Annotated in this window: 12 protein-coding genes, 2 tRNA genes and 3 rRNA genes; 5 read left to right on the forward strand and 12 right to left on the reverse strand. The window is 60.3% G+C overall.

What is annotated here, in order from left to right:
* The 3 genes from mreD to AC3CBN_RS02305 are packed head-to-tail and all read right to left on the reverse strand — an operon-like array spanning window position 1 to window position 2530.
* The gene (mreD, locus tag AC3CBN_RS02295; protein WP_488635217.1) at window positions 1-489 is read right to left on the reverse strand and encodes a rod shape-determining protein MreD; all 489 of its coding nucleotides are present in this window, start codon (window positions 487-489) and stop codon (window positions 1-3) included.
* Window positions 486-1460, reverse strand: a complete 975-nt coding sequence (gene mreC, locus AC3CBN_RS02300; RefSeq protein WP_488635218.1) for a rod shape-determining protein MreC — start codon at window positions 1458-1460, stop codon at window positions 486-488. The genes mreD and mreC overlap by 4 nt, the downstream gene beginning before the upstream one ends.
* A 23-nt stretch (window positions 1461-1483) precedes the next feature.
* Window positions 1484-2530: a rod shape-determining protein gene (locus AC3CBN_RS02305; protein ID WP_488635219.1), complete on the reverse strand. Its 1047-nt coding sequence runs from the start codon at window positions 2528-2530 to the stop codon at window positions 1484-1486.
* 259 nt (window positions 2531-2789) lie between these two features.
* On the opposite strand from AC3CBN_RS02305, the gene AC3CBN_RS02310 reads away from it, so the two are divergent.
* A complete protein-coding gene (locus AC3CBN_RS02310) occupies window positions 2790-3725 on the forward strand; it encodes a carbohydrate kinase family protein (protein WP_488635220.1) in 936 nt (311 codons plus the stop codon).
* Between the two features lie 53 nt (window positions 3726-3778).
* Here AC3CBN_RS02310 and glpK read toward each other — a convergent pair whose 3' ends face one another.
* The 7 genes from glpK to AC3CBN_RS02345 all read right to left on the reverse strand — a co-directional run bounded on the left by glpK (window position 3779) and on the right by AC3CBN_RS02345 (window position 11531).
* Complete coding sequence (glpK, locus tag AC3CBN_RS02315; protein WP_488636646.1) at window positions 3779-5278, reverse strand: glycerol kinase GlpK; 1500 nt, start codon at window positions 5276-5278, stop codon at window positions 3779-3781.
* Between the two features lie 91 nt (window positions 5279-5369).
* Window positions 5370-5930 carry a TIGR00645 family protein gene (locus AC3CBN_RS02320; RefSeq protein ID WP_488636647.1) on the reverse strand — a complete coding sequence of 187 codons (561 nt, stop codon included), beginning with the start codon at window positions 5928-5930 and terminating at the stop codon, window positions 5370-5372.
* 359 nt (window positions 5931-6289) lie between these two features.
* A 5S ribosomal RNA gene (gene rrf, locus AC3CBN_RS02325) occupies window positions 6290-6402 on the reverse strand.
* Window positions 6403-6529: 127 nt separating this feature from the next.
* A 23S ribosomal RNA gene (locus AC3CBN_RS02330) occupies window positions 6530-9408 on the reverse strand.
* 213 nt (window positions 9409-9621) lie between these two features.
* Window positions 9622-9697 (reverse strand) — tRNA-Ala (locus AC3CBN_RS02335).
* Between the two features lie 11 nt (window positions 9698-9708).
* Window positions 9709-9785: transfer RNA gene (locus tag AC3CBN_RS02340), tRNA-Ile, on the reverse strand.
* Window positions 9786-9986: 201 nt separating this feature from the next.
* Window positions 9987-11531, reverse strand: a 16S ribosomal RNA gene (locus AC3CBN_RS02345).
* The 16S, 23S and 5S rRNA genes sit together here with 2 tRNA genes alongside, the layout of an rRNA operon.
* A gap of 449 nt (window positions 11532-11980) precedes the next feature.
* Here AC3CBN_RS02345 and AC3CBN_RS02350 point away from each other — a divergent pair.
* Window positions 11981-12430, forward strand: coding sequence for a DUF192 domain-containing protein (locus AC3CBN_RS02350; protein ID WP_488635221.1), 450 nt, complete (start codon window positions 11981-11983; stop codon window positions 12428-12430).
* Window positions 12431-12659: 229 nt separating this feature from the next.
* Here the strand turns inward: AC3CBN_RS02350 and AC3CBN_RS02355 are convergent, their stop codons facing one another.
* Window positions 12660-12857, reverse strand: a complete 198-nt coding sequence (locus AC3CBN_RS02355; RefSeq protein ID WP_131413487.1) for a rubredoxin — start codon at window positions 12855-12857, stop codon at window positions 12660-12662.
* A 95-nt stretch (window positions 12858-12952) separates the two neighbouring features.
* On the opposite strand from AC3CBN_RS02355, the gene thiE reads away from it, so the two are divergent.
* From thiE to AC3CBN_RS02370, 3 genes are all read left to right on the forward strand, one after another.
* Window positions 12953-13576, forward strand: a complete 624-nt coding sequence (gene thiE, locus AC3CBN_RS02360; RefSeq protein WP_488635222.1) for a thiamine phosphate synthase — start codon at window positions 12953-12955, stop codon at window positions 13574-13576.
* A gap of 10 nt (window positions 13577-13586) precedes the next feature.
* A complete protein-coding gene (gene hemL, locus AC3CBN_RS02365) occupies window positions 13587-14873 on the forward strand; it encodes a glutamate-1-semialdehyde 2,1-aminomutase (protein ID WP_488635223.1) in 1287 nt (428 codons plus the stop codon).
* 99 nt (window positions 14874-14972) lie between these two features.
* Complete coding sequence (locus tag AC3CBN_RS02370) at window positions 14973-15845, forward strand: ion transporter (protein ID WP_488635224.1); 873 nt, start codon at window positions 14973-14975, stop codon at window positions 15843-15845.
* Window positions 15846-15858: 13 nt separating this feature from the next.
* Here the strand turns inward: AC3CBN_RS02370 and AC3CBN_RS02375 are convergent, their stop codons facing one another.
* A complete protein-coding gene (locus tag AC3CBN_RS02375) occupies window positions 15859-17094 on the reverse strand; it encodes an acetylornithine transaminase (protein ID WP_488635225.1) in 1236 nt (411 codons plus the stop codon).
* Between the last annotated feature and the right edge of the window lie 229 nt (window positions 17095-17323).

Raw genomic sequence — 17323 nt, forward strand, 5'->3', positions numbered from 1 at the left:
CTACTGAAGGCGCAAGCGCATGCGCAGGTCGTCCATGAGCAGGAACAGGAACGGCCACAACGCGGCGCCGACGAACGGCGAGATCCACCAGTTGGCTGGCGGCAACGACTCGCCCGCAAAGGCGCGCACCATCAACAGTAGGAAGCGGTCGTTGAGCAACAGGGCAAGCACGGCCAGCGTCTGCTGCCACATCGGAAAGAACCGGAGCCGCGAGCGGAAACGCAGCGCTATGAACACCAGCGCGCACAGACGCATGGCCTGTTCGCCTAGCAACACGCCGTCCAGCAGGTCCGCCCCAAGGCCAATACAGAACGCCAGCCCCAGGTTGACTCGCTGATCGCCCGATTCCAACGCCCAGTACAGCAGGAACAGCGCCGGCCAGTAGGGCCGGAACGGCTGCAGTGGCGCCGGCAGCGGCACCAGCATGGACAGCAGCGCGAACACCAGCGAACCCACGAACCAGATCAGGCCGATACGTTGCTTGTTCATGGCTGCGCCGCGCTCGAGGCAGTAGCAGGGACCACCGCGGCCCGCGGTGGCGGCGAGCTGGCGGAAGGTGCAGGTGCAAGATCCGTCGGCGGCCCTGCTGGCGTCACCGGTTCCGGTGGCCCCACGGGTTCGGCCAGATCATGCAGCAGCAGCACGTCCTCGCTGCGATCGAGATCCGCCGTGGGGCGTGCGCGACCTTCCAGGAACAAGCCCGACGCCGACTGCTCCACGCTACGGATCTCACCCACTGGGAAGCCCGGCGGGAAACGTCCGCCCAGGCCCGAAGTCAGCAGCTTGTCACCCGCATGAACGTCCGCTGCCATCGAGATATTGGGCAAGCTCAGCTGCCCGCCATCGCGCGAGCCGTAGGCCACGGTACGCAGGCCGGTGCGCTCGATCACCACCGGGATGGCGTGATCAGGGTCGGTCACCAGCATCACCAGTGAAGTGCGTGGCAGCACCTCCACAACCTGCCCGATGACGCCGTGCGCATCGATCACCACCTGGCCCTTCTTTACGCCATCGCGCGCACCCACGTTGATCAGCATGCGATGACGATACGCACCCAAATCCACGTCAATCACGCGCGCTAGCTGCACGTTTAGCTCCAGGCTGTGCTGGGTATCAAGTAGCCCCTTGAGGCGCTGATTTTGCTCGGCCACGGCGGCCATGCGGTTGAGCTTGGCGTTGGCCAGCAGCAGATCCTCGCGCAGTCGCTGGTTCTGCTCGGTGAGCATCTTGCGATCGGAGAACGCCACGCTGGCGGCACGCATGCCCGAGGCCGGGAGGCTGGCCAGCCGGTAGCCCGGCTCGACCAGCACCGAGGTGGTGTAGCGCAAACGCCAGATCCAGCCATTGCGATGGTCGAGCACCATCAGCACCAAGGCCAGTGCGAGATAGACGATGAGCCTGAGCGTGCCGGCAGCTGTGCCGGCGAACAGGGGCGAGGATTCCTCGCGCGCGAGCGCCATGCCCTACCCCCCTGTCGCGTGGATTATTCGGTAGCGAAGAAGTCGCCGCCGTGCTGATCGATCAGCTCCAGCGCCTTGCCGCCACCACGGGCCACGCAGGTGAGCGGCTCGTCGGCCACCTGCACGTGCAGACCGGTTTCCTCGGAAATGAGACGGTCCAGGTCACGCAGCAGCGCGCCGCCACCGGTGAGCACGATGCCGCGCTCGGCCACGTCGGAGCACAGCTCCGGCGGGGTCTGCTCCAGCGCTGACTTCACCGCGGCCACGATGCCCGACAGCGGCTCGTGCAGCGCTTCCAGCACTTCGTTGGAGTTGATGGTGAACATGCGCGGCACGCCCTCGGCGAGGTTGCGACCGGAGATCTGGATCTCCTTGACCTCGCTCTGCGGGAAGGCACAGCCGATTTCCATCTTGATGCGCTCGGCGGTCGCTTCGCCGATCAGCGTGCCGTGGTTGCGGCGCACGTAGTTGATGATGGCTTCGTCGAAACGGTCGCCGCCCACGCGCACGGACTGCGAGTAGACGATGCCGTTCAACGAGATCACCGCCACTTCGGAGGTACCGCCACCGATGTCCAGCACCATCGAGCCGCGCGCCTCATGCACCGGGATGCCGGCGCCAATCGCGGCGGCCATCGGCTCCTCGATCAGGAACACGTCACGAGCACCGGCGCCTTCGGCCGATTCCTTGATGGCGCGGCGCTCCACCTGGGTGGAACCGCACGGCACGCACACCAGCACGCGCGGACTGGGGCGCAGCAGGCGCGACTTGTGCACTTGCTTGATGAAGTGCTGCAGCATCGCCTCGGTCATCGAGAAGTTGGCGATCACTCCGTCCTTCATCGGGCGCACGGTGGCGATGTTGCCCGGTGTGCGGCCCAGCATCTTCTTCGCGTCGCTGCCGACCGCTGCCACGGCACGCGGACCACCGGGTCCACGGTCCTGGCGGATCGCCACCACCGACGGTTCATTCAGGACAATGCCCTGACCGCGCACATAAATGAGCGTATTGGCCGTGCCAAGGTCGATGGAAATGTCGTTGGAGAAAAATCCCCGAAACTTCTTGAACATGGGTCCGCCGCGCATCGCGCATGGCTAAAAAGTGAGCGGGCCAGTCTAGACAGCAAACCCCCGTTCCGCAAGGAACATCTCGTTAAGAAAGCCTTTGGTTACGCGATGATATGCACGTTTTGGGGTCAGGGACCGCAGGTGGCCTTCCGCAAGAAAGTCGCGACCAGGGCCAGATGCCGGTATGATTTGGAACTTTGAGCCAGGCCGTCGCTATCGTCGTCCTGCTTGCCTTTCATCTGCCCGGGAACATCCTCGCATCATGTCTGCCGTCATCTGCGGATCGCTTGCCTACGACACCATCATGGTGTTCCAGGACCAGTTCAAGAATCACATCCTGCCCGACCAGGTGCACATCCTGAACGTGTCGTTCCTGGTGCCCAGGATGCGCCGGGAGTTCGGCGGCTGCGCCGGCAACATCGCCTACAACCTCAAGCTGCTTGGCGCCGATCCGCTGCCGGTGGCCACGGTGGGCCAGGATTTCGGCCCCTACCGCGCCCACATGGAGAAGTACGGTATCCGGCTGGACTACGTGCGTGAATTTGAAGACCAGTTCACGCCGCAGTGCTTTATCACCACTGACCTGGACAACAACCAGATCACGGCCTTCCACCCGGGCGCGATGCTCAGCGCGCACACGAACCATGTGCGTGACATCCCGGAAATCAGCTTCGCCATCGTGGCCCCCGACAGCCGCGACGCCATGCTGCAGCACGTGGATGAGTTCGCCGCACGTGGCGTGCCCTTCATCTTCGATCCGGGCCAGGCCATGCCGCTGTTCGACGGCGCCGAATTCCGTTCGATGATCGAGAAATCCACCTACGTCATCGTCAACGACTATGAGTCGCAGCTGCTGCAGCAACGCACGGGCTGGAACGCACAGGACATCGCTTCCCGCGTGAAGGCCTATATCGTGACCCAGGGGCCGCGCGGATCGCAGATCCACACCGACGGCATCACGCACGAGATCCCGGCCGCCCGCGAGCGCCAGGTGGTCGATCCGACCGGTTGCGGCGATGCTTATCGCGCCGGCCTTATCTTCGGCATCATGAGGGGCAAGGACTGGCCGACGGTGGGCCGCATGGCTTCGCTGATGGGCGCACTGAAGGTGGAACACCCCGGTACGCAGAACCAGCACTTCGATTACGTGCAGTTCGCCACCGAGTTCAAGGAACAGTTCGGCTACGCGCTCGACTGAGCGCTGCCACGTTCGTTTCGTAACGAGGCCTCCCGACGGAGGCCTTGTTCGTTTCAGCCCACGCGAAAGCCCATCGTGGCATTCACTGCGTCCTGCCAACCGCGATATAGGCGATCGCGCTCCGCCTCAGGCATGACTGGCATGAAGCGCCGATCGACCTGCCATAGGTTGGCGATCTCCTCGCAATCTCGCCAGAACCCCACGGCCAGCCCGGCCAGATAGGCCGCGCCCAGTGCCGTGGTCTCCTGCACCCTAGGACGCAGCACCGGCACACCGAGCATATCGCTCTGAAACTGGGCCATGAAATCATTGGAGATGGCACCACCATCGGCACGTAGCTCCTTCAGTGCAATGCCTGCGTCTGCCTCCATCGCGGTCAATACGTCGCGTGCCTGGTAGGCCATCGATTCCAACGCGGCGCGCACGAAGTGTTCCTTGCTCGTGCCTCGACTCAGCCCGAATACCGCACCACGCACATCACTCCGCCAGTACGGCGCACCGAGCCCGACGAAGGCCGGCACTACGTAAACACCATCGCTCGACGCCACGCGCTCCGCATAGGCCTGCGAGTCACTGGCCTTGCCCAACATGCGCAAGCCATCGCGCAGCCACTGGATAACCGAACCGGCGACGAAGATGCTGCCTTCCAGCGCATAGTCGACACGATCGCCCAGCTGCCAGGCGATGGTGGTGAGTAGGCCATGCCTCGACGGCACCGCTTGTTCACCAGTGTGCATCAGCATGAAACAACCCGTGCCATAGGTATTCTTGGCCATGCCGGGTGTGAAGCAGGCCTGCCCGAACAAGGCGGCCTGCTGGTCGCCCGCCACGCCGGCTATCGGTACACGGGCCCCAAAAAACTGCGCTGGCGACGTGTTTGCGTATATCTCGCTGCTGGACCGGACCTCCGGCAACATGGCCCGCGGAATGCGCAGCATGTTTAGCAAATCGTCGTCCCAGCTACGGCGATGAATGTCGTAAAGCAACGTACGCGCCGCGTTGCTCACATCGGTTACGTGAGCAGTGCCACCGCTGAGGTTCCAGATCAGCCAGCTGTCGATGGTTCCGAACAGCAATTCGCCACGCTCGGCACGCGCCTGTGCGCCATCCACATGGTCGAGAATCCAGCGCAGCTTGGTCGCCGAGAAGTACGCGTCGATCAGCAACCCGGTACGCTCTCGTACGAGTGGCTCATAGCCCTCCCGCTGCAAGCGTTCACAGATTTCCGCGCTCTGCCGCGACTGCCACACGATGGCGTTATGCACCGGCTGTCCGGTGGTGCGATCCCACACCACCGTCGTCTCTCGCTGGTTGGTGATGCCGATCGCGGCAATCTCTGCCAGCTCGACCTGAGTGTTGGCCAGCAGCTCTGTCACCGTGACCAGTACGCTGGTCAGAATTTCGCGCGGATTGTGCTCGACCCAGCCCGGCTGCGGAAATATCTGCGTAAATTCACGTTGTGCCGAACCGACCACCGAACCCGCGCGATCGAACAGGATCGCACGGGAACTGGTTGTACCCTGATCCAGGGCAAGGATGTAACGCCTCTCCACGCTGGGCTGCTCCACCGCCAAAGATGCCTGCAAGCGTAACAACAAGCGTGACTGCAAGGGCGCACGCCAACGACACGACGCCCGCCAGACCTTAGTGGGGTGCGGCCTTCGCGCTCGGCTGCATGAGGCGATCGATGTAGGCCAGGGCCAGCGCCGACACCACAAACGCCAGATGCAACAGCACCTGCCACATGATGGTTTGCGGGCTGAGCGTGTCCGCCTTGATGAACGTCGCCAGCAAGTGGATCGACGATATGCCGATGATTGCCATCGCCAACTTCACTTTCAGCACCGTGGCGTTCACGTGCGATAGCCATTCGGGCTGATCGGGATGCCCATCCAGTTTTAGGCGCGACACGAACGTCTCGTAGCCACCCACGATCACCATCACCAACAAGTTGGAAATCATCACCACGTCGATGAGACCCAGAACGGTGAGCATGATTGTGGTCTCGGCGCTTTCAGCGTTGACCCCTTCACCAAGGTGGCCAAACAACGTGGCGTCGACCAAATGCCACAGCTCGCGGACGAACTGCACCACATAGATCGCCTGAGCGACGATGAGACCGAGATACAGCGGCAGCTGCAACCAGCGAGAAGAAAAGATCAGGAAGGGGAGCAGACCAAGGCGGCTCTTGGAGGGAGTCGTCATGCACATCTCAGCAGCAGACAGGGCCATCGATAATCGCAATTTCTTGCGCAAAAAGGGGCAAATCGACTTGCGGCCGTTCAGGCCAAAGCAAGACCTGCGTGGCGCCGAGCTCAGAGGTCACGAACGGCTCCGTTTACACGCGCAAAGTTTGCCTGTGCCGCATAGCCATCCATGCACGAACCAAGAAGGGCTGCGTCCCGTTTGGCCCTACGCGGGCTCGGGCTCGCACACACGCGTGCTCGCAGGTGTTGGCCAGCCTGTGATTTTTCCGCCGAGTCGCACTCGCCGCGAGTCTTTCATTTTGCGGTGACGCAAAGACAAACGCCTTCCCGGATGGGAAGGCGTTTGAGGGATAAAGCCCCTGGCGGTGACCTACTCTTGCATGAAAGCTCACACTACCATCGGCGCAGCTGCGTTTCACTTCCGAGTTCGGGATGGGATCGGGTGGTGCCACAGCGCTATAGCCGCCAGGGAAAAGGTGCGGACAGCGCTTGGAGAGCGCCGGTCCGGCAAAGGGGTAAACGAGTGACAAGTGTCGAGGTGAAATCGATTGAGATGTATCGCGAGGAATTAACTCTAGCGAAGCGTCTTGGGGTTATATGGTCAAGCCGCACGGCTCATTAGTACGCGTAAGCTCAATGCATTGCTGCACTTCCACACCGCGCCTATCAACCACCTAGTCTTGATGGTGCCTTAAGGAGACTCGAAGTCTCGGGAGATCTCATCTTGGGGCGTGCTTCCCGCTTAGATGCTTTCAGCGGTTATCACTTCCGTTCGTAGCTACCGGGCAATGCCATGGGCATGACAACCCGAACACCAGCGGAACGTCCACTCCGGTCCTCTCGTACTAGGAGCAGCCCCCCTCAAATCTCCAACGCCCACGACAGATAGGGACCGAACTGTCTCACGACGTTCTGAACCCAGCTCGCGTACCACTTTAAATGGCGAACAGCCATACCCTTGGGACCGGCTACAGCCCCAGGATGTGATGAGCCGACATCGAGGTGCCAAACACCGCCGTCGATATGAACTCTTGGGCGGTATCAGCCTGTTATCCCCGGAGTACCTTTTATCCGTTGAGCGATGGCCCTTCCATACAGAACCACCGGATCACTAAGACCTACTTTCGTACCTGCTTGATCCGTCGATCTCGCAGTCAAGCACGCTTATGCCTTTGCACACAGTGCGCGATGTCCGACCGCGCTGAGCGTACCTTCGTGCTCCTCCGTTACTCTTTGGGAGGAGACCGCCCCAGTCAAACTACCCACCATACACGGTCCCTGATCCGGATTACGGACCTAGGTTAGAACGTCAAGCACTTCAGGGTGGTATTTCAAGGATGGCTCCACCGAAACTAGCGTCTCGGTTTCATAGCCTCCCACCTATCCTACACAGAAGAACTCAACGTTCAGTGTAAAGCTATAGTAAAGGTTCACGGGGTCTTTCCGTCTTGCCGCGGGAACGCTGCATCTTCACAGCGATTTCAATTTCACTGAGTCTCGGGTGGAGACAGCGCCGCTGTCGTTACGCCATTCGTGCAGGTCGGAACTTACCCGACAAGGAATTTCGCTACCTTAGGACCGTTATAGTTACGGCCGCCGTTTACTGGGGCTTCGATCAAGAGCTTCGCCTTGCGGCTGACCCCATCAATTAACCTTCCAGCACCGGGCAGGCGTCACACCCTATACGTCCACTTTCGTGTTTGCAGAGTGCTGTGTTTTTGATAAACAGTCGCAGCGGCCAGGTTACTGCGACCCTTCTCAGCTCAGCTACGCATGTAGCCACCAAAAAGGGCGCACCTTCTCCCGAAGTTACGGTGCCATTTTGCCTAGTTCCTTCACCCGAGTTCTCTCAAGCGCCTTGGGATTCTCACCCTGCCTACCAGTGTCGGTTTACGGTACGGTTTCTCTTAAGCTGAAGCTTAGTGGCTTTTCCTGGAAGCGTAGTATCAGTCACTTCGTCCAATAGGACTCGTCTCGGTGCTCGGCATAAAGAGGGCCGGATTTGCCTAACCCTCATGCCTACCGCCTTTCCCCGGGACAACCAACGCCCGGTAGACCTAACTTTCTCCGTCCCCACATCGCACTTAAGAGAAGTGCTGGAATATTAACCAGCTTCCCATCGACTACGCATTTCTGCCTCGCCTTAGGGGCCGACTCACCCTGCGCCGATGAACGTTGCGCGAGGAAACCTTGGGCTTTCGGCGTGGGGGCTTTTCACCCCCATTATCGTTACTCATGTCAGCATTCGCACTTCCGATACCTCCAGCAAGCTTCTCAACTCACCTTCACAGGCTTACGGAACGCTCCTCTACCGCGCACACAAAGTGTGCACCCCGAGCTTCGGTGTATAGCTTAGCCCCGTTAAATCTTCCGCGCAGACCGACTCGACCAGTGAGCTATTACGCTTTCTTTAAAGGGTGGCTGCTTCTAAGCCAACCTCCTGGCTGTCTATGCCTTTCCACATCGTTTTCCACTTAGCTATAACTTGGGGACCTTAGCTGCGGGTCTGGGTTGTTTCCCTTTTCACGACGGACGTTAGCACCCGCCGTGTGTCTCCCGTACATTCTGTCCTGGTATTCGGAGTTTGCCATGGTTTACTAACCCGCGATGGGCCGCTAGCCATAACAGTGCTCTACCCCCAGGAAGATTCATACGAGGCGCTACCTAAATAGCTTTCGAGGAGAACCAGCTATCTCCGAGTTTGTTTAGCCTTTCACTCCTATCCACAGCTCATCCCCATCTATTGCAACAGATGTGGGTTCGGTCCTCCAGTGCGTGTTACCGCACCTTCAACCTGGCCATGGATAGATCACTCGGTTTCGGGTCTACTGCCAGAGACTATGCGCCCTATTCAGACTCGGTTTCCCTTCGCCTCCCCTATACGGTTAAGCTTGCCACTGACAGTAAGTCGCTGACCCATTATACAAAAGGTACGCAGTCACCCTTGCGGGCTTCCACTGCTTGTACGTATACGGTTTCAGGATCTATTTCACTCCCCTCTCCGGGGTTCTTTTCGCCTTTCCCTCACGGTACTTGTTCGCTATCGGTCAGTCAGGAGTATTTAGCCTTGGAGGATGGTCCCCCCATGTTCAGACAGGGTTTCTCGTGCCCCGCCTTACTCAATTTCACACCACATGCCCTTTCGCCTACGGGGCTATCACCCGCTATGGCCGGCCTTTCCAAACCGTTCGGCTAAAACACATGATGCTTTTGGGCTAGTCCGCGTTCGCTCGTCGCTACTGACGGAATCTCGGTTGATTTCTTTTCCTCCGGGTACTTAGATATTTCAGTTCCCCGGGTTCGCTCTGCATGGCTATGTATTCACCATGCAGTACTCCTTGCGGAGTGGGTTTCCCCATTCGGACATTGCCGGATCAAAGCTTGTTGCCAGCTCCCCGACACTTTTCGCAGGCTGCCACGTCCTTCATCGCCTCTGACTGCCAAGGCATCCACCGTATACGCTTAGTCGCTTGACCATATAACCCCAAGTCGCCTCGGGGCCGATCCCTTTCAGGATCATGCCAAACAACGCATTCGCTTATTTGCCTCAACGACACATCTCGATTCGGTTTCGAACCAAGACACTTGTCACTCGTTTACATTTTCAAAGAACACAAGAACGGCCACAGTGCCGTCTCGTTTCTAAATCTTTTGTGTGCGCTGCCTTCATTTCACGTCGTGTCACCAAATGGTGGAGCCAGTCAGGATCGAACTGACGACCCCCTGCTTGCAAAGCAGGTGCTCTCCCAGCTGAGCTATGGCCCCAAGTGATTTGGTGGTGGGTCTGGGAGGACTCGAACCACCGGCCTCACCCTTATCAGGGGTGCGCTCTAACCACCTGAGCTACAGACCCGGGAACCTTTGTGCCTCTCTCAAAAAAAACAACACGCCGCTGACGATGATCATCAGAGCGAGTGTTTTCGTGAGGAGTCCAGCCAGGGATGGCCGGTTTTGCTCTTCGCGACACGGATGTCGCGTGAAGCAATCACTTCGCGTGAAATAAAGTGCAGGTGTCTTGTGTGGACGTCTTGCGGGAATGGAGTTGTCGTTCTCGAAAGGAGGTGATCCAGCCGCACCTTCCGATACGGCTACCTTGTTACGACTTCACCCCAGTCATGAACCACTCCGTGGTCGTCGTCCCCCTTGCGGTTAGACTAACGGCTTCTGGAGCAACTCACTCCCATGGTGTGACGGGCGGTGTGTACAAGGCCCGGGAACGTATTCACCGCAGCATAGCTGATCTGCGATTACTAGCGATTCCGACTTCACGAAGTCGAGTTGCAGACTTCGATCCGGACTGGGATCGGCTTTCTGGGATTGGCTCCACCTCGCGGTATTGCAACCCTCTGTACCGACCATTGTAGTACGTGTGTAGCCCTGGCCGTAAGGGCCATGATGACTTGACGTCATCCCCACCTTCCTCCGGTTTGTCACCGGCAGTCTCCTTAGAGTTCCCACCATTACGTGCTGGCAACTAAGGACAAGGGTTGCGCTCGTTGCGGGACTTAACCCAACATCTCACGACACGAGCTGACGACAGCCATGCAGCACCTGTGTTCTGGTTCCCGAAGGCACTCCCGCATCTCTGCAGGATTCCAGACATGTCAAGGCCAGGTAAGGTTCTTCGCGTTGCATCGAATTAAACCACATACTCCACCGCTTGTGCGGGCCCCCGTCAATTCCTTTGAGTTTCAGTCTTGCGACCGTACTCCCCAGGCGGCGAACTTAACGCGTTAGCTTCGACACTGATCTCCGAGTTGAGACCAACATCCAGTTCGCATCGTTTAGGGCGTGGACTACCAGGGTATCTAATCCTGTTTGCTCCCCACGCTTTCGTGCCTCAGCGTCAGTGTTGATCCAGATGGCCGCCTTCGCCACTGATGTTCCTCCCGATCTCTACGCATTTCACCGCTACACCGGGAATTCCACCATCCTCTATCACACTCTAGCGAGCCAGTATCCATTGCCATTCCCAGGTTGAGCCCGGGGATTTCACAACAGACTTAACTCACCGCCTACGCACGCTTTACGCCCAGTAATTCCGATTAACGCTTGCACCCTTCGTATTACCGCGGCTGCTGGCACGAAGTTAGCCGGTGCTTATTCCTCAGGTACCGTCAGCTCCACCGGGTATTAGCCAATGGCATTTCGCTCCTGATAAAAGTGCTTTACAACCCGAAGGCCTTCTTCACACACGCGGCATTGCTGGATCAGGCTTGCGCCCATTGTCCAATATTCCCCACTGCTGCCTCCCGTAGGAGTCTGGACCGTGTCTCAGTTCCAGTGTGGCTGATCATCCTCTCAGACCAGCTATCGATCGTCGCCTTGGTAGGCCTTTACCCTACCAACTAGCTAATCGAACATCGGTTCGTCTAACCGCGCGAGGTCTTTCGATCCCCCGCTTTCTCCCTTAGGACGTATGCGGTATTAGCGTAAGTTTCCCTACGTTATCCCCCACGTTTAGGTAGATCCCGATGCATTACTCACCCGTCCGCCACTCGCCACCCACAGTATTGCTACTGCTGTGCTGCCGTTCGACTTGCATGTGTTAGGCATGCCGCCAGCGTTCAATCTGAGCCAGGATCAAACTCTTCACTTAAGTTTTCGACAGTCCGAAGACCGTCTATCTTTCTGAAGCGTTAGTCCTAACCATAAAACGTCAAGCTTTTGAATTGACTCTTAGGTTAGACGCTTGCATATATGGACAATTTCTCATCCACCGCAAGACGCCCACACAAGTCACCTGCGCACACTGTCAAAGATCTCAATCACTTGCGACTCCTTTCGGATTTCGCGCCGGAACATTTCGTTCCGAGTGAGCCGCTCATCTTACATCGTTTTCCCTGTCCGTCAACACCTTCAGCGAAACATCTTTTGCTGCCGGGTTTTCGTGGAACCCCTCATCGGAGAGCGTCTCGACGGGGGAGGAAAATAATAGCGCCCCTCCGCAGGTCTGGGAAGGGGTGCATACGACTTTTTTTCATCGCGATGACAATCGTGCGCACCGCAACACTCGCGCGCACTGGTCCAAACCGCGCCTACACAACGATGAAACGATTGCTTGTGCCCTTGCTGTTTGCCTTCGCTAGTACTGCTTCCGGTGCCGCTATGCACGACGCGCCGGCCGTGCGGCTACATGGCCAACGTTTCACCACGGAATTTGCAACCAATGACGCGAGTCGGGAACGTGGCCTGATGATGCGTACCGAACTGGCCGCGGATCACAGCATGCTGTTTGTGCTTCCCAACGATGATCAGCGCTGGTTCTGGATGAAGAACACGCTTATTCCGCTGGATATCCTGTACTTCGATGGCAGTCGCAAGCTGGTCTCGGTGCAGCCCAATGTGCCTCCGTGCAAGGCGGATACCTGCCCTAGCCATCCGAGCAGCCGGCCTGCGCGCTACGTACTGGAGCTCCCGGAGGGCGCCGCCGCGCGGATCGGAGTGACGGTGGGCGATGAGCTGGCTATTGAAGGGACGCTCGGGCCAGTACAGTGAGCCGGGGCGAGGTCGTGCCGGCACGGGACGCCCACATGATAGGGAATGAGCGATTCGGGACGCAGATTTTCCAGGGCGTCCCAGTCGTCTTCGAACGGAATGAACTGCTGCATGGTGTTGCTCCTGCTTTAATGCGCGCCTTTTTCCGGCGTGCGGGAGCATCTAAGCAAACGGTCCGGTCCGTACGATGACGGAATCGGGCCGTTTGAGGGCAACGCGGAGAGCGAAATCAGTCGATTTCGATCATCTCGAAATCGTCCTTGGTTGCGCCACAGTCCGGGCAGGTCCAGGTATCGGGCACGTCAGCCCAGCGTGTGCCGGGCTCGATGCCCTCTTCGGGCACGCCCAGCGCTTCGTCATAGATGAAGCCGCAAACGACACACATCCATTTGCGCAGGGTGCCGGTTTCGTTAGTGCTTTGATTCATCGCTGAACTGCTTGATATGGAGAATAAGAGGCGCATTCTCGCAACTCCCCCGCCGATGCGAAAGCGTATGGCGGCTTCTTTTCAGGATTGAACCGATGCACGCAAGACTCCGGGGGCGTGGCCTCTATGTGATTACCGATGGCCCGCGCCCCAACCTGCTTGAGGTGGTGGCGTTGTCGCTTGCCGGCGGCGCCAGGTTGCTGCAATACCGGGACAAGACCACCGATCACACCCGCCGCCTTACTGAAGCGCGAGCCATCCGGGCACTGTGCGCCGCGCGCGGTGTGCCGATGATCGTCAATGACGACGTGATGCTTGCCCAGGCCGCGGGAGCGGCTGGCGTCCATCTGGGCGAGGACGACGGCGATATCGCCGCAGCGCGCGCCGTACTGGGGCCAGATGCGGTCATCGGCGTGTCTTGCTATGACTCGGCCGAACGGGCGCGGCAATTGGCCGCCGCCGGCGCCGACTATCTCGCCTTTGGTGCGTTTTTCCCGTCGCCCACCAAGCCGCATGCTCGACGCGCCTCCTTCGACCTTCTACAGCAGACCGCCAAGCTGGGATTGCCGCGGGTGGCGATCGGCGGCATCACGCCGGACAATGCACAACCCTTGATCGATGCCGGCGCGGACTACCTGGCAGTGATTTCAGCCGTATTCGGCGATCCGGATGTGCGCGGCGCCGCGGCACGCTTCGTCCAACTCTTCACTTCGCACTGAGACCTTCACGATGACCACCAACCACGAACTTTTCCAACGCGCACAGCAGCTGATGCCCGGCGGCGTGAACTCGCCGGTGCGCGCTTTCAAGTCAGTGGGAGGCGAGCCGTTCTTCACGGAGCGGGCGGATGGCGCCTATCTGTGGGACGTGGAAGGCAAGCGCTATATCGATTACGTGGGCTCGTGGGGGCCAATGATCGTGGGCCACAACCACCCGCACGTGCGTGAGGCGGTGGAGCGCGCGGTGAAGAATGGCCTTTCCTATGGCACGCCCTGCCCGGCCGAAGTCACCATGGCCGAAACGATCACGCGACTGATCCCTTCGATGGACATGGTGCGCATGGTCAACTCGGGCACCGAGGCCACCATGTCGGCGATCCGCCTCGCGCGTGGCGCCACCGGCCGCAATTTGATCGTGAAGTTCGAGGGTTGCTATCACGGCCACGGCGACAGCTTCCTGGTGAAGGCCGGATCTGGCGCGCTCACCTTTGGCGTGCCGACATCACCGGGCGTGCCCAAGGCCAATGCCGACCTCACGCTGACGCTGACCTATAACGACCTGGAGGCCGCTGAGCGCCTGTTCGATGAGCGCGGTCACGATATCGCCGGTCTGATCATCGAGCCGGTGGCCGGCAACATGAATTGCATTCCGCCGAAGGAAGGCTATCTGCATCATCTGCGTGAGCTGTGCACGAAGCACGGCGCGTTGCTGATCTTCGACGAGGTGATGACTGGCTTTCGTGTCGCGCTGGGCGGCGCACAGGCCTACTACGGCGTCACGCCGGACCTCTCCACCTTCGGCAAGATCATTGGCGGCGGCATGCCGGTAGGCGCGTACGGCGGTCGTCGCGACCTCATGCAACAGATCGCACCGTCCGGCCCGATCTACCAGGCCGGCACGTTGTCGGGAAATCCGGTGGCGATGGCCGCTGGCCTGGCCATGCTGGAGCTGATCCAGGCACCTGGCTTCTACGATCAACTCGCGGCACGCACGCGGCTGCTCAGTGATGGCCTGCAGGCCATTGCCGACGGTGAAGGCTTGCCGTTCAGCACGAATCGTGTGGGCGGCATGTTTGGCCTGTTCTTCACCGGCGAGAAGGTGGAGAGCTATGCGCAGGCCACGGCCGCGGATACCGCGATGTTCAACCGTTTCTTCCACGGCATGCTGGAGCGCGGCGTCTATCTCGCACCGTCCGCCTTCGAAGCAGGCTTCGTTTCCAGCGCGCATACCGAACAGGACATCGCCGATACGCTGGAGGCGGCTCGTACCGCCATGCGTGTTGCTCGCGCTGGTTGAGCCGCCATGTGAAAGCCGGGTGCCCGATCATGCGAGCACCCGGCGCTGAAGGACAGGGCGGCGCTATGCTGCACGCACCGCGCGAACGGAATCACTCGCATGAGCAAGCAGCAGCCGTTCCCCTTCGATGCCGCCGTCGCTCCGGCCACCAGCACCGGCTGGCGAGCGCGCTGGTTCCACATCATCTTCGGCCATGACGATGCACCGGGGCGCCTGTTTGATCTTGTCCTGATCATCGTGATCCTTTCGAGCATCGTCGTTACGATGCTCGATACGGTGGAAGATCTGCACACGCGGTTCGCCCGCGCGTTCTATGTGCTTGAGTGGGTCTTCACGGTGATCTTCACGCTGGAATACGTGATGCGCCTGCTGGTGGTCGCGCGGCCGCGACACTACGCGCTGAGCTTCTTCGGCGTGATCGACATACTGGCGGTGCTGCCAACCTACCTTAGCGTGTTCATCACAGGCAGCCAGTACCTGCTGGTGATTCGCGCGATGCGCATCCTGCGCATCTTCCGCGTACTGAAGATGACACGCTACGTGGGTGAGGCGGACATGCTGTGGTCCACCCTCGTGCGTTCTCGCAGGAAAATTTTCATTTTCATGAGCACCATCCTGACCCTGGTGCTGATCTTCGGTGCGCTGATGTACCTGGTCGAAGGGCCCGAGAACGGCTTCAGCAGCATTCCCCGCGCGATGTACTGGGCAGTGGTGACGATGACCACGGTGGGCTTTGGCGATATCACGCCGCACACCACGCTGGGACAGATACTCACCACGCTGATCATGCTGGTGGGCTACAGCATCATTGCCGTGCCCACCGGCATCTTTGCGGCAGAACTGGCAGCGGGCATGCGCGATGCACGCGAGCATGCCGCCTGCCCCGGCTGCCATTTACAGGGCCATCAGCCCGATGCGCGCTACTGCCGTGGCTGTGGCGCGCCGCTGTCAGCCCCCGAAGCTTCCGGTTGAAGAGACGGCAGGCTTACGTCGCCAGATAGGCGCGCAGTGCTGCCTCCAGGCGCGCAAGGCCTTCGGCAAGATCGGCGTCGGAAAGGTTGAGCGGCGGCACGAAGCGCAGCACGTCCGGGCCTGCCTGCAGCACCAGCAGGCCATGGGCCGCAGCCTGGTCGAGAATGGCTCCAGCCTTGCCCTTATGGGCTTCCTTCAGCACCGCGCCCAGCATCAGGCCGCGACCACGCACTTCATCGAACAAGTCGAGCGATGCGTTGATGCGAGCGAGGCCATCGCGCAGTGCCTGCGACTGGCGTTGCACGTTGGCCAGCAGTTCGGGCGACGACAGCTTGCGCAGCGCCACGCGCGCGACCGCCGCCGCCAGCGGGTTGCCGCCGAAGGTGGTGCCGTGCGCGCCGAACTGCATCGTCTCGGCCACCTTGGGGCCAACCAGCATGGCGCCGATGGGAAAACCGCAGCCCAGCGCCTTGGCGAGGGTCACGATGTCGGGTGTCGCCTCATCCTGCACGTGAGCGAACAAGGTACCCGTGCGGCCCATGCCGCACTGGATTTCATCGAGCACCAGCAGCGCACCGTACCGGTCACACAGTTCGCGCACACGCTTGATGAAACCCGGCGCGGCCGGCAGCACGCCGCCCTCGCCCTGCACCGGTTCGAGCATCACCGCGGCAACATCACCGTGTGAGAAGGCCTCTTCAAGCGCGGCGACGTCGTTGAAGTCGAGATAGCGGAAGCCACCGGGCAGCGGCTCGTAGCCTTCCTGGTACTTCGGCTGCGCTGTGGCCGTGATGGCGGCCAGCGTGCGGCCATGGAACGAACCACGGAAGGTGACGATGACGCGCTTGGCCGCCTCGCGCCCCTGCGAAGCCGCCCACTTGCGCACCAGCTTGATCGCGGCCTCATTGGCCTCGGTGCCGGAGTTGCAAAGGAACACGCGCTCGGCAAAGCCCGCGGCTTCCACCAATTCCTCGGCCAGACGTAGCGGCGGCTCGCTGTAGAACACGTTGCTGGTGTGCCACAGCTTGTGCGCCTGGGTGGTGAGCGCCTCGAGCAGGTCCGGGTCCTGATGGCCAAGCGCATTCACCGCGATGCCGGCGCCCAGATCGATGTACTCGCGACCCTGCGTATCCCACACGCGTGCACCTTTGCCGTGGTCCAGCACCACATCGCGCGGTCGATATACCGGCAGCCAGTAACGCTTGCCGAGTTCGATCAGGGACTGGGCGGACGGGTCTTGCGCGTGCATGTCGTACTCCGGGCATCGTCCGGAGGGACGGCGCCATCTCAGGGGTTGGTGACGGGTGTGGGGAGGCGTCGCAAGCCTGGTGCGGCGCGCCACGCATCGTAAGCCCTGAGCCTCGGGTTTGCACGGCAGCGGGCGCGAGTCCACGTACAGGGCCTTCAGGTGTCAACTTCGGCTGTGCGCTGTGACCGAGGCGTTACAACATCGAAGAAACCGCATAGCAGCGCGCCTT

The organism is Dyella sp. OK584 (assembly GCF_057787755.1).